Source organism: Achromobacter insolitus (genome assembly GCF_002209555.1).
Lineage (GTDB): Bacteria > Pseudomonadota > Gammaproteobacteria > Burkholderiales > Burkholderiaceae_B > Achromobacter > Achromobacter insolitus.
Window position 1 is genome coordinate 260,724 of record NZ_NJIF01000004.1, and the last position, 12,664, is coordinate 273,387.

At 63.7% G+C, this 12,664-nt stretch carries 10 protein-coding genes; 7 read left to right on the top strand and 3 right to left on the bottom strand.

The features are described from left to right. Positions 1 to 12: 12 nt before the first annotated feature. From CEY08_RS16255 to CEY08_RS16275, 5 genes are read left to right on the top strand one after another with little or no spacing between them, the layout of a single operon-like run. A complete protein-coding gene (locus CEY08_RS16255) occupies positions 13 to 1,308 on the top strand; it encodes an O-antigen ligase family protein (RefSeq protein ID WP_063961671.1) in 1,296 nt (431 codons plus the stop codon). After that, positions 1,301 to 2,431 (top strand): glycosyltransferase, encoded by a 1,131-nt coding sequence (locus tag CEY08_RS16260; RefSeq protein WP_042794436.1) that lies wholly within the window; start codon positions 1,301 to 1,303, stop codon positions 2,429 to 2,431. Before CEY08_RS16255 ends, CEY08_RS16260 begins: the two co-directional genes overlap by 8 nt. A gap of 13 nt (positions 2,432 to 2,444) precedes the next feature. After that, on the top strand, positions 2,445 to 3,332 hold the full coding sequence (locus tag CEY08_RS16265) for a glycosyltransferase family 2 protein (protein ID WP_042794437.1): 888 nt from the start codon (positions 2,445 to 2,447) through the stop codon (positions 3,330 to 3,332). Further along, positions 3,329 to 3,889, top strand: coding sequence for a putative colanic acid biosynthesis acetyltransferase (locus CEY08_RS16270; RefSeq protein WP_042794438.1), 561 nt, complete (start codon positions 3,329 to 3,331; stop codon positions 3,887 to 3,889). The genes CEY08_RS16265 and CEY08_RS16270 overlap by 4 nt, the downstream gene beginning before the upstream one ends. Further along, on the top strand, positions 3,886 to 5,163 hold the full coding sequence (locus CEY08_RS16275) for a glycosyltransferase WbuB (protein ID WP_042797218.1): 1,278 nt from the start codon (positions 3,886 to 3,888) through the stop codon (positions 5,161 to 5,163). The genes CEY08_RS16270 and CEY08_RS16275 overlap by 4 nt, the downstream gene beginning before the upstream one ends. 110 nt (positions 5,164 to 5,273) lie before the next feature. Here CEY08_RS16275 and CEY08_RS16280 read toward each other — a convergent pair whose 3' ends face one another. The 3 genes from CEY08_RS16280 to CEY08_RS16290 form a co-directional block, all read right to left on the bottom strand. Further along, positions 5,274 to 5,939, bottom strand: a complete 666-nt coding sequence (locus tag CEY08_RS16280) for a response regulator transcription factor (RefSeq protein ID WP_042794439.1) — start codon at positions 5,937 to 5,939, stop codon at positions 5,274 to 5,276. Between the two features lie 359 nt (positions 5,940 to 6,298). Continuing rightward, positions 6,299 to 7,051, bottom strand: a complete 753-nt coding sequence (locus CEY08_RS16285) for a response regulator transcription factor (RefSeq protein ID WP_063961669.1) — start codon at positions 7,049 to 7,051, stop codon at positions 6,299 to 6,301. Positions 7,052 to 7,614: 563 nt separating this feature from the next. After that, positions 7,615 to 9,219 carry a glucosamine inositolphosphorylceramide transferase family protein gene (locus CEY08_RS16290; RefSeq protein WP_076814667.1) on the bottom strand — a complete coding sequence of 535 codons (1,605 nt, stop codon included), beginning with the start codon at positions 9,217 to 9,219 and terminating at the stop codon, positions 7,615 to 7,617. 379 nt (positions 9,220 to 9,598) lie between these two features. Here CEY08_RS16290 and CEY08_RS16295 point away from each other — a divergent pair, with 379 nt between their 5' ends. Together CEY08_RS16295 and CEY08_RS16300 are read left to right on the top strand one after the other, a co-directional pair. Then, a complete protein-coding gene (locus tag CEY08_RS16295; protein WP_042794441.1) occupies positions 9,599 to 10,264 on the top strand; it encodes a TetR/AcrR family transcriptional regulator in 666 nt (221 codons plus the stop codon). 47 nt (positions 10,265 to 10,311) lie between these two features. Next, positions 10,312 to 12,660 carry an acyl-CoA dehydrogenase gene (locus tag CEY08_RS16300; protein ID WP_076814670.1) on the top strand — a complete coding sequence of 783 codons (2,349 nt, stop codon included), beginning with the start codon at positions 10,312 to 10,314 and terminating at the stop codon, positions 12,658 to 12,660. The last annotated feature ends 4 nt before the right edge of the window (positions 12,661 to 12,664 follow it).

The window sequence follows — 12,664 nt, forward strand, 5'->3', positions numbered from 1 at the left end:
AGAAGAGCCGCAATGACTACGCACCGCCGCCTTTCGACCCTGCATCTGCTGGGCCTGTTTGCCTTCACGGCGCTTGCCCTGAACGACGACCGCTTTGTCCTGGGCGTGGGCAGCTTCAAGCTGTCGCCCTTCGATTTCCTGTTCGTCGCGATGCTGGTGGTCAAGGCGTTGCGGCTTGCGGATCCAGCGGCCTATGCCTTGCCCCGCGGCACGCTGGGCATGCTGCTGGGTATCCAGGCCCTGTCCGTGATCTACCTGGTCTTGGTCTCGCTGCATCACCCTGGCATCGAAACCGGCGACGTGGCGCGGGATCTGCGCATCGTCTTCTATTTCCTGTGCACGCCGTTTCTTTGCTACAAGGACATCGACAGCCCGGCCGCCTATGCCGTGCTGCAGAAGTACATCGTGGCCGCCTGCCTTGCCGTCGCCACGCTGATGCTGGCGGAACAGCTGCAGGGATTCAGCGTGTCCAACCCGCTGCGCAACGTGCGGTTGGGTGTCTGGGCCATCCCGCTTGGCGTGGTGTCGCTGCTGTACTTCCGGCGCACGCTCAATGTCACCGGGCCCAAGGCCTACGCGCTGACGGTCTACATGCTGCTGGCGCTGGTCTTTTCGCTTAACCGCAGCCAGTACCTGCAGCTTGCGGTCTCGGTCTTCATCGCCGTGCTGCTGGGCGCCGGCCCCGAAATCCGCCGGCGCGCCGTGCTGATCTTCGCGCCGGCAGCGGTGGCCGGGGTGCTGGTCTTTGCGAGCATCGGCTACCTGGACGTGCTGACGAACCGCATTTTCAGCGTGGAGCGCCTGGACGAAGACTCCAGCTACGGCGCGCGCATCCAGGAAATGCAAGGGCAGATGGACTTCTTCGCGGAAAGCCCCGTGTTCGGCAAGGGCGCGGGCTTTCGCAGCTGGGTCATGGGCGAAAACGGTTTCGAGCTGAGCACCTTCGCCCATAACTCCTGGGCCTTTTACCTGATGAAGTTCGGCGTGGTGGGCACCATCATGATCATGCTGCCGCCGCTGCTCATCCTGTTGCTGACGCTGCTCAGGCGATACGCCCACCCCGGGCTGGAGTTGCACCGGCGCTATCTGCTGGCTACCGTCCCCATCTACATCTTCATCGATTCGCTTTCCGGCGGCCTGGCCTACGCGCCCAAGACCGCCTTCACCGGGTTCCTGCTGTGCTATTGCCTGTCGCTGATGCGCAATGCCCAGATCATGCCCGTGCCCGAACAAAGAACGACATCCGCCCCCAGCCACCGCCCGGACGTTGCGCGCCGGACGCCAACTAGAGTGATCCCACATGCCTGATGTCTTGTTTGTCGCGCCGGACCTGCACGGCGGCGTAGGAAGATGTGTCGCCTTCATCGTGGATGCCTTACCGGAACAAGGGGTCGATTCCGCCTTGTTCCTGCTGCGCTCGCGCATCCGCGAGTATCCCGTCTCCAACCCTAAGGTGACCCGAGCCCTGCCAGTCAATGAATCTCCCGCGGCGCTGCGGCTGATGTTGCCGCTGGCCTTCTTCCGGCTGCTTCAGCAGATCCGGCGGGACAAGCCCGCCATCGTCTGCTCGCATGGCCTCTTGTGCAACATGCTGGTCATCGTGGCCAAGAAGCTGCTGCGCGGCAAGTTCCGCACGGTGGCCTTCGAACACAGCAGCCCCGCCATCCATTACGGGGCTTCGCGCATGCGCCGCCTGAAATGCTGGCTGGTCAGCCAGACCTATCGCCGCCACGATGCGGTCGTCGGCGTATCGCGCGGCGTCAAGGAGGACCTGGTCAGCATGTTCCCGCCGCTGCGCGGCAAGGTCCACACCATCTATAACGGCGTGCCGCTGGACAATGTCCGCGCGCAGGGCGGCCGCGGCGAGAGCGAGCCCGCGCAACCCGCGCCCTACCATGTGGTGGCGGTGGGGCGCCTGGAAGCCGTGAAGGACTACGCCACGCTGATCGATGCCGCCGCGCTGCTGGATGACCCCGGCATCCGCTTCACCATCCTGGGCGAGGGATCCGAGCACGACGCCTTGCAAAAGCGCATCAATGAAAATGCCTCCCGCACCTCGGTCACGTTGGCGGGCCATATCGACAATCCGTTCCCGGTGATTGCGGGCGCCGGCGCATTCGCGCTGACCTCCCTGCGCGAGAGCTTCGGCAACGTGCTGGTGGAAGCGCTGTGCCTGGGCGTCCCGGTGATCTCCACCGACTGTCCGCATGGCCCCGCCGAAATCCTGGACTCCGGACGCTACGGCCTGTTGGTTCCCGTGGGCGACGCCGCCGCGCTGGCCGAGGCGGTGCGACGCCTGGCCTATGACGCGGAGATGCGCCAGCGCTTCGCGGCGCAGGGCCCCGAAAGGGCCGACGCCTTCTCCCTGGAAAGGCACTGCCGCAACGTCATCGCCCTCTTCCGCCCGCTGATGCAGCGCGGCACGCCCTGAACAGGACAGCATCATGCAGAAGATACCGGTATCGGTCGTCGTCATGACGAAGAACGAAGAACGCAACATCAACAAGTGCCTGAAGGCGCTGGCCGAATTCGACGAAGTGTTCGTGGTGGACTCCAACAGCACCGACGCAACCTGCGCAATGGCGACGGCGCTGGGCGCCAAGGTCTCGAACTTCCAATGGAACGGCAAGTATCCAAAGAAGAAGCAGTGGTGCCTGGAACAGCTGCCGTTCTCGCATCCCGTGGTGCTGTACGTGGACGCGGACGAAGAGATGACGCCTGCGTTGGCCGACGAGATACGCCAGGTCCTGCCGCGCTTTGCCGCCGGCGCGGGCGGCGCCTTCGTGCCTTTCGACTATGTTTTTTGCGGCAAGAAACTCGAACATGGACACCGCGTCTACAAGCTGGCCCTGCTGGCCCGCGACCGTTCGCGCTTCCTGGACTATGACGACCTGGACGTGGCGCACATGTGGGAAGTGGAAGGGCACTATCAGCCGCAGGTGGAAGGCGAAACCTTTGCCCTGCGCCAGCGCATGGTGCACAACGATCACGACTCCTTGTTCCATTACTTCGACAAGCACAACCGCTATTCCGACTGGGAAGCAAACCTGCGCACGAAAGGGCTGATGAACGATCCGCGCGAGGCGAACGTCGGCGCGCGCGCCCTGCTCAAGCGCCTGTTCCAGGCCATGCCGTTCAAGGCGCCCATCTCGTTCCTGCATTCCTACGTCTTGCGCCTGGGCTTCCTGGATGGCAAGGCCGGTTATGACTATGCGGTGGCGCGCGCCATGTATTACTGGCAGATCCGCATCAAGACCGAGGAACTCCAGAAGGCGCGGCAGGCCAGCGCCACCGCGGCGCGGGACGATGCCGTGGCAGGAGCTGCGAAATGAGCGCCCTGCAGCGCCTGGACCGCTTTGCCCTCGCGCCTGGCCAGCGCGGCCGCTCTGCCCTGACCGTGCAGCTGTGGTGGACGGTGCAGGCCACGCTGTTCCGCTGGTCGCCGCAGGTGGCGTATGGCTTTCGCCGCTGGCTGCTGCGCTGCTTTGGCGCCCAGGTCGGACGCAAGGTGCTGATCCGGCCCACCGCCACCGTGACCTATCCGTGGAAAGTGCAGATCGGCGACTATGCCTGGATCGGGGACGAGGCAGTCATCTACAGCCTGGGGCCCATCCAGATCGGCGCCCATGCGGTGGTTTCGCAGCGCAGCTATCTGTGCGCCGCCGACCACGACGCCGGGCAGCCCGAATTTCCGTTGCGCGAGCGCGCAGTGCGCATCGAGGACGGCGCCTGGGTGGCGACGGATGTCTTCATCGGTCCCGGCGTGACCGTGGGACGCGAAGCCGTGATCGGCGCGCGCAGCTCGGTATTCCGCAACATGCCCCCCGCCATGGTGTGCCATGGCAACCCGTGCCGTCCGATCCGGCCGCGCCAGGCTGGCCCGGCATGAAGATCCTCATCTATGGCATCAACTACGCGCCCGAACTCACCGGCATAGGCAAATACAGCGCCGAGCTGGCCGAATGGCTCGCCGCGCGCGGTCACGACGTCAGTGTGGTGACGGCTCCGCCCTATTACCCGCAATGGCAGGTGCACGAGGGCTACCGCGCCGGCCGCTATCGCAAGGAAACCCTGCGCGGTGTCACCGTGCGCCGCGCGCCCCTCTGGGTTCCCGAACGGCCGGGCGGCCTCAAGCGCCTGATCCATCTGGCCAGCTTCGCCCTGTCCAGCCTGCCCACGCTGCTGCGCGCCGCCGCCGGGCGGCCGGATATCATCCTCGTCGTGGAGCCCGCCCTCTTCTGCGCGCCCGCCGCGTGGCTGACGGCGCGGCTTTGCGGCGCAAGCGCCTGGCTCCACATCCAGGACTACGAAGTCGACGCCGCCTTTGAGCTGGGACTGCTCAAGGGTGCCGGCCTGCGCGCCTTGGTACGCCGCGCCGAACGCTGGCTGATGCGCCGCTTCGACCGCGTCTCCACCATTTCCAACCGCATGCTGGACCTGGCGCTGGCCAAAGGCGTGGAGCCGGGATGCGCCGTGCTGCTGCCCAACTGGATAGACGTGGACGCGATCGCGCCGCAAGGCGGCAGCGGCCGCTACCGCGCGGAGCTTGGCATCCCCGATGACGCCATCGTCGCACTGTACTCGGGCAACATGGGCGGCAAGCAGGGCTTGCAGACCCTGGCCGACGTCGCCGCCAGGCTCAATCGCGAAACCCGCCTGTGGTTCCTGTTCTGCGGGCAAGGCCCTGAGCGCGCGCCGCTCGAAGAGCAATGCGCGGGATTGCCCCGTGTCGTCTTCCTGGACCTGCAGCCGGCCGAACGCCTGGGCGAACTTTTGAACACCGCCGACATCCACCTGCTGCCCCAACGCGCTGGCGCCGCAGACCTGGTGATGCCATCCAAACTGACCGGCATGCTGGCCAGCGGCCGGCCGGTAGTGTGCGGCGCCGCGCCCGGCACCGAATTGGCGGGCGTCGTCGCGCGCTGCGGCCTGCTGACTCCGCCGGAAGACGGCGCCGCCATGGCCGAAGCCGTGCGCAAGCTCAGCTACAACGCCCAGATCCGCGAAACGCTGGGCGCCGCCGCGCGCCAGTATGCGCAAGCCCATCTGCACGTGGACAGCGTGCTGGCCGCAGCCGAACAGGAGTTCGAGGCGCTGATCTCGGCCAAGGGCAAACCCGCCGCTCGTCCAACCGAATCCGACGCGAATACCGGACCGCGATAGCCCGCCATCCGCCTGCTGCGCCAAATCCGCGGTCCGGCCGCGCCGCGGATCGCTTGCGCGAGCGCGATCGGAATCGGGGCGGCCTCCAGCCTGCCTCTGTCCCTTCCCCTCTAGGAGTCGGAATCGAGCTTGCCCGGCGCCGCTCCGTTTCCGCTTCTGACCAAGCCCATCTGCACAGCGATGTAGGCCGCCTCGGCCTGGTTGCGCGCATTCAGTTTCCAGTACAGGGTACGGGCATGGCTCTTCACCGTGGCCACCGATATGCCGACTTGCTGGCCTATCTCCCGCATGGTCTTGCCTTGCACCAGCAATTGCAGGATCTCTTCCTGCCTTTGCGTCAGTTCCCTGAGTTCCTGGGTAGGCGGATGCGATGCGCCCTGCGGCCGCGCTGCGGGCTGCGGATAGCACTCCCCGCCCGCCATGACCAGGCTCACGGCCGCGGCCAGCGCATCGGGGCTGGAGGCCTTGGGCATGTAGCCCGCCACACCTGCCCGCGCGCATGCTGCCATGACGCCTGGATCCAGCACCGAGTACAGCACCAATACCAGCCGGGGCATGAAGAACGCCATCGATTGGGACAGCAGCCCGACGTCCTGTTCAGCCAGGCCGCTGCAACCCATCACCAGCAGTTCCACTGGGCGGTTGATCGAACTGGACATGGTGAGCAATTGGGCTGGCGAGATAGCCAGAATGTCGTCGGTGTTCCGCACACGCTCCAGCACATGCTGGATCGCGACACGGAGCAAAGCGTAGTCTTCGATCAGTACGGTTGTCATCCCGGGGGGAACCTTGTGACGCATGGCCCATACACGGTTCCCATGACGCTGGCGCAGCGTTGCAGCAATGGCAGATCATCTGCGTCACCGATCTCACGGGAATCTCGTCCGCGGCTCAGGATCGCGATGGCGAGGCGGAGTGGTTCGCCCTCTCAATCCAGACTTGCGGACACAACCCATGCTATCAGCGGCTACGTTCGCTGAATCTCGTTCAGGAGGATGATTGGTGGAGGAATGCAGCAGCACTGCGACCGCGGATGCTGCTGTGTATGAATTAGCCAGGATGGCTATGCGCTCTCCCGGCAGCAACGGAACGCGAAGGTTCCAGGCTGCCGGGCAGACAGCGCAACCTGCCTCGGTTACCCGAGCTTGCGCCCATAAAGCTGCCCGGCGTCCACGTCCCTGCCATTGGGTTCATGCCATTCCAAGGTCGCGCCGCGTTGCAGCGCCGCGTATACGGCTTCGCCCTTGTTCTTGACATGCAAGCGCTGGTAGAGCGTGCACGCATGCGTCTTGGCCGTGGCCACCGAGATGTTCAACATCCTGCTGACCGTCTTGATCGGATACCCCCGCGCCAGCAGCACCAGCACTTCGTACTGGCGCGGCGTGATCTGCAGCAGTTGCGCGCCGGCGCTGACAGGCATGGACCCCTTGTTGGCGGCGACGTCATCGACTTCCCTGGCGGGCAGTGCGCAGACCGCCTGGGCGGGAGCCTGCAATGCCTGTTCGCTAGGGAAGCACTGTCCGCCCGCCATGACCAGGCGGATGGCCGCTTCAAGAATTTCCACGGAGGCCGTCTTCATCAGGCAGCCGTAAACGCTGGCCCCGGGCAGGCCCTGCACCGGCATGGGCAAGGGCATGACGTCCGTCAGAAGCAGGATCCGCTTGGGCGTCAATACGCGCTGGATTTCATGCAGCGCGCTCCACGCTTCGTCGGTATCCACCGGCAATCCGTAAATCAACAGGTCGGCGCCCGCGTGCACGCCGTCCGCCTTGGAGATGTCAGCCAAACCCATCCCCTCGATTTCCCACACATCATCCAACTTGCTCAGAATCTGCCACAACCCCAACCGCAGGAGCGGATGGGCTTCAATCAGGACCATCTTGGCCATGGTGTCCTCCCGGTTTTTCGACGGGCCTAGAAGGGATCTTCGCTGTGCTGAAGACTATTTTTATCCAACCCCGCGGTGCGAGTCCGCAATATCCCGGAATATCTAATGAAGCTGAACCGGGGCATTTGGGCTGGGAGACTTTCGTAGCCAACATAACGGATGGCATGGACCCATCTTATGGTTCGAAATTGTCAAAATCAAGACGTTTCGGCTCGATATAATCCGACAAAAACAGAAATCATTCGTTAGCCTTAATCATCATCGTAAATCCGGACGAGGCGCGCTCCTCGTCCTTTGGGGCGCTAGGGTTTTCACCAGGGATTCCCCATGCGGAGCTTGCGTTTTCCCTATGAAACATGCAAGAGGGAATCGGGCTCCCGGCTACGGCAGGCCATTGTTACAGCCGTAAAAAAGCCGCGCCGTGGCATCCGCCGGACGCGGCCCGAGACTTCCGGAATTAACGCAATAACTATCTAGATGTTTCCGCGGACACATAGCGCCCGTGCGTTTTTCTTGTAATCGAAATATAGGTAACATTTTTATTTTTGCGTTTCCGGCACGATTTACTCCATATAGGCGAAGTCAAATACCGTATGCCCCCCCTGATGATGCCAATGGTGCATTGAAGCATGGCGTTTCCTCAGGAAGCTTGCGTAGTGGATTTCGCCATCCGTTTCGACGTAGGTGGATGGCGAGAGCTCCTCGATCCGGTTCAGCGACACGCCCTTGCCGTAGTGACAGAAGCCCTGGTACTGAGCGCAGCGGATCACCTCTCCGCTAGGCGACACAACGATTCCGGCGTTGCGGGCCCGCATCGGGTTGCGCACGATGGGATTGCAGGCATGCGGCGTCCACTCGGTCGAGCGCGGCGAGTCCGAAAAAAAAGCAAATAATTCGTCGCAATGGCTTTGGCCGTCCGTGCGGTCGATATTAGTTAATAACCACCAGTATTCTCCGTGTTTGAAAATAATGGTATCGACTGCGGATATATTCGTCATCAGATTTACATCGAGCTCCCACTTGAGCGGAAATTCAGTGCATTTCCATAGCTCTATACTGCGGTTCCCGCAAGTCTCCGGCACCATGTAAGTGACGCCATCGTGCTCGAATATATAGGGGAACGACAAGTGGTAGGGCAGGTTCAGGGCAGTGCCCAGCAGGCGGAAAGCCCCGTCGGAGTAGGTCGCCACCGAGATCGTGCCCTTGCGGGAAGTAAAATCGTAGTCCTCGAAGAATATATATGGCTTTTTGTCCTGGGTATATACGAACGGATCGGCGAAGAATCTACCCTTGGGCGGCTGCAATACCATCGCCTCGGATACCACCGCCTGCTGCCGCGCAGAGGGAAACATACCGATCCGCCAGCGCACGTTGCGTTTCATGACGCGCCGCACAATCAAATCGGACATTAACCACGCCTGGCGCGCAATATATGCGGCGCTGTCCCACTCCACGGGATCCTCGCGCCGCATGCCGCTCATGATCTGCATGCCGGGCGGCGCAACGCCTTGCTTGACGCGGGCTAGCGCCTGCAGCGCGTCGTACACCATGAAATTTCCCAGGCTGAATGCGCGCGCCTGATTCTTCAACCAGAACACTTCGGTGTTGAAACTGCGCTGGTCCAGCAGTTCATCCTGATCTTCCTTCGGGCCCACGCGCCAGAGTTTCACCGTGGTGTGATCCTCGCGTTGGTAAACCTCCCAGAAGCCGGCATAGCGGCTTGTCGCGACCGCGATATCCGAATAACTCAATTGCCACACCCCCAGGCGCGCCCAGCCCGCCATCTGTTCGCGGGTGGCCGGCGATGCGCCCAGCATGATCACCAGGTCCAGCCCCAATGCCTCGACTTGATTCTGAGCCTCGGGCGCCGGCATGCCCGGCGCCAGCGCCAGGACGGTGGTCGTATCCGTAGACACGCTTTCGCGCATGTCGCTGCAGGCAAGCGACATCCGTTGTTTGGCGGGCAACAGCCGCGCCTCCAGGCGAGACAAGACGCCAAACAGCGCTCGCGTGCTCAAGCGCGGCGAGTTCTCACCGCCTTCCGCGTCCATCACCAGCAAAGCAGCGACTTCAAAATCCTGGCTATGCGTGAGCCACTCGGCCATCTCATGCATCCAGCCGGGTTGCTCGTACCCGTCAACCAGCAGTCCCACTCTGTAGGTCTTCATTTCTCCTGCTCCTGTGCCAGGGCGTATCGGCGTTCCGTCCGGTACGGCGAACGGGCTAGATTGTGTTTTCAGGGGCGCGACAGACTCATGTCCTCGCGCTGATACTGCGGGGTTTTGCGCGTCCCTTCCAGACCACATTCATCCTAGGTCGGCAGTCCGAGGACGAATGGCTCAGGATCATGCGCAAACCCTAGGAAATTGCTCCTTCCTCCGCATGAGATTTCTCATCCCTCTGGGTGAGCCAGCGGAAAATCCGGCCGGTCCCGAAAGTGCTGCGCGCGCCCCGGTAGTGGTAAACCCTATTGGGGATAGCCGAGGCTCGCATCTCAGCCATCTCTCACGCATAATTGTTTTTAAACGAACGTTTGAATTCAACCTTATGCAAGAAATCAGACCTTCCCCCACTCGTGAGTCCATCCTCGACACCGCAGAGGCCTTGTTTGCCCAGCAGGGACACGATGGCACCTCCATGCGCCAGATCACGGCGGCCGCTGGCGTCAATCTGGCGTCGGTGAACTATCACTTCGGTTCCAAGGAGTCACTCGTGCAGGCGGTGCTCAAACGGCGGCTGGAAGTGCTGAACCGCGAGCGCTTGCGACTTTTGGATGAACTGGAGGCGCAAGCCGAAGGCAAGCCCCTGAAGCCATCGCAGATCGTGGACGCATTTTTCGGCACCTTGTTGCGCCTGGCTGCCGACCCCGCCCAGGCCGGCAGCACCTTCCTGCCCCTGCTCGAACGCACCATGACCGACCCCTCGGATTTCATCCGGGCGCTGTTCGCCGAGGAATACGCGGACGTGCTGGAGCGCTACCGCAATGCGCTCTTCGCAGCGCTGCCCGACGTGCCTCGCGCCGAGATCGTGTGGCGCTTTCAGTTCATGTTGGGGGCCACGTCCTACGCCATCATCGGCACCGACCTGCTGCGCTCGGTCACGGGCTGGACCATCGATGACGCGGAGCAGCCCGATAACCCGGACCTGCTGCTGCCGCGCCTGATGAGTTTTCTGCTGGGCGGCTTGCGCGCGCCCCTGCCACAGGTGCCGTAACGTTCACGCCCCAGCAGGCGGGACATAACATCCACGGAGACAAGAAAATGAACGCAGTCATCCTCGCTCTGGTCATCGTCGCGCTCCTGGCCGCGGTCGTGCTGAGCGTGCGTCCCATTCGCCGCGCCCTGCTGTCGGCCCCGATCTTCAATCTGTACCGCAAGGTGCTGCCGCAGATGTCGGACACCGAGCGCGACGCGCTGGAAGCGGGCACGGTGTGGTGGGAAGGTGAACTGTTCCGCGGCCGGCCCGACTGGAGCCGCCTGCTCGCCTACCCCCGTCCGCGCTTGACCGACGAAGAGCAGCGCTTTCTCGACGGCCAGGCCGAAGAGGCCTGCCGCATGGTCAACGACTGGAGCGTCACGCAGGAACGCTACGACCTGCCGGCCGAGGTCTGGACCTACCTGAAGACGCAGGGATTCCTGGGCATGATCATTCCCAAGGAATATGGCGGCCTCGGATTCTCCGCCTACGCCCACTCCGAAATCGTGACCAAGCTGTCCACGCGCTCTTCGGCGCTGGCGGTGTCGGTCATGGTGCCGAACTCGCTCGGCCCCGCTGAACTGCTGCTGCACTACGGCACTGATGAACAGAAAAACCACTACCTGCCGCGCCTGGCGCGCGGCGAGGAAGTGCCTGCCTTTGCCCTGACCAGCCCCTGGGCGGGCTCCGACGCCGCCGCCATTCCAGATAGCGGCATCGTCTGCAAGGGCGAATGGCAGGGCCGCGAAGTCATAGGCATGAAGGTCACCTGGGACAAGCGCTACATCACGCTGGCTCCCGTGTGCACCCTGCTGGGCCTGGCGTTCCGCCTGTACGATCCGGAAGGCCTGCTGGGCGGCAAGAAGGACCTGGGCATCACCTGCGCGCTGGTGCCGCACGACCATCCGGGCGTGGACACGGGCCGACGCCATTTTCCGCTGAACGCCATGTTCATGAACGGCCCCACTCGCGGCGTGGACGTCTTCATGCCGCTGGACTTCATCATCGGGGGTCCCGCCATGGCCGGACAAGGCTGGCGCATGCTGATGGAGTGCCTGGCCGCGGGCCGGTCCATCTCGCTGCCGTCTTCCAATACCGGCATGTCCAAGCTGACCGCGCGAGCGGTGGGCGGCTATGCACGCGTGCGCAGCCAGTTCCGCACGCCGGTGGGCAAGTTCGAAGGCGTGGAGGAAGCATTGGCGCGCATCGGCGGCAACACCTACATGATGGATGCCGCGCGCAGCATGACGGCAGGCGCGGTGGACCTGGGCGAGAAGCCATCGGTGGTGTCCGCGATCGTCAAGTATCACGTGACCGAGCGCGCGCGCCAGGTCGTCAACGATGGCATGGACGTGATCGGCGGCAAGGGCATCTGCCTGGGGCCGTCCAACTTCCTGGGCCGCGCCTACCAGCAGATTCCCATCGGCATCACGGTCGAAGGCGCCAACATCCTGACGCGCAGCCTGATCATCTTCGGCCAGGGCGCGATCCGCTGCCACCCATATGTGCTGGCCGAAATGCAGGCAGCCCAATCCCCCGACCGCAAGCGCGGCCTGGATGACTTCGACCGCGCCTTCTGGGGCCATGTGGGCTTTGTCGCGAAGAACAAGCTGCGCACCCTGGGCAGCGCGCTGACCGGGGCGCGATATCTCCGAGTCAACGCCGACGTGGCGCCCGAGATGAAGCGCTACTACCAGCTGCTCAGCCGCTACAGCGCCGCCTTCGCGCTGCTGGCGGACACCTCGATGCTGGTCCTGGGCGGCAGCCTGAAGCGCCGCGAACGCCTGTCCGCGCGCCTGGGCGATGTGCTGTCGCAGATGTACCTGATCAGCGCCACGCTCAAGCGCTTCGAGGATGAAGGCCGCCAGGCGGCCGACGCGCCGCTCGCGCATTGGTCGATCCAGGATGCGCTGTTCAAGCTGCAAGAAGCCATCGAAGGCGTGCTGGACAATTACCCCAACCGCTACGTCGCCTGGAGCCTGCGCCGCCTCATATTCCCGTGGGGCCGCACCCAATCCTTGCCGTCGGACCAGCTGGGCCAGGATGTGGCGCGGCTGCTGATCAATCCGAACGCGGCGCGCGACCGCCTGACAGCAGGTTGCCATCTGCCCGCGACGGACGCCGAGCCCGTGGGCGCGATCGAACAGGCCCTGGCCGCGACGCTGGACGCCGAACCCATCGAAGCCAAGATCCGCGAGCTTGAAAAGCGCGGCGCGCTGGACGGCAACCCGCAAGCCAACGTGCGCGACATCGCCGACGCCGCCTTCGCCATCGGCGGCATCACCGCCGAAGAATATGCGGTGGTGAAACGCCGCAACCGCTTGCGCGATACGGTAGTGAAAGTGGATGATTTCCCCTTTGACTTCCGCTCCGCGGACCAGAGCAGCCCCGTGGCCGAGCGCAGGGTCGCCTGAAGGA

What these genes read in the sequence shown, in the direction of transcription:
- CEY08_RS16265 (WP_042794437.1), top strand. Translation starts at nt 2,445, where the DNA reads ATGCAGAAGATACCGGTATCGGTCGTCGTCATGACGAAGAACGAAGAA.
- CEY08_RS16255 (WP_063961671.1), top strand. Translation starts at nt 13, where the DNA reads ATGACTACGCACCGCCGCCTTTCGACCCTGCATCTGCTGGGCCTGTTT.
- CEY08_RS16275 (WP_042797218.1), top strand. Translation starts at nt 3,886, where the DNA reads ATGAAGATCCTCATCTATGGCATCAACTACGCGCCCGAACTCACCGGC.
- CEY08_RS16280 (WP_042794439.1), bottom strand. Translation starts at nt 5,939, where the DNA reads ATGACAACCGTACTGATCGAAGACTACGCTTTGCTCCGTGTCGCGATC.
- CEY08_RS16260 (WP_042794436.1), top strand. Translation starts at nt 1,301, where the DNA reads ATGCCTGATGTCTTGTTTGTCGCGCCGGACCTGCACGGCGGCGTAGGA.
- CEY08_RS16295 (WP_042794441.1), top strand. Translation starts at nt 9,599, where the DNA reads ATGCAAGAAATCAGACCTTCCCCCACTCGTGAGTCCATCCTCGACACC.
- CEY08_RS16300 (WP_076814670.1), top strand. Translation starts at nt 10,312, where the DNA reads ATGAACGCAGTCATCCTCGCTCTGGTCATCGTCGCGCTCCTGGCCGCG.
- CEY08_RS16285 (WP_063961669.1), bottom strand. Translation starts at nt 7,051, where the DNA reads ATGGCCAAGATGGTCCTGATTGAAGCCCATCCGCTCCTGCGGTTGGGG.
- CEY08_RS16270 (WP_042794438.1), top strand. Translation starts at nt 3,329, where the DNA reads ATGAGCGCCCTGCAGCGCCTGGACCGCTTTGCCCTCGCGCCTGGCCAG.
- CEY08_RS16290 (WP_076814667.1), bottom strand. Translation starts at nt 9,219, where the DNA reads ATGAAGACCTACAGAGTGGGACTGCTGGTTGACGGGTACGAGCAACCC.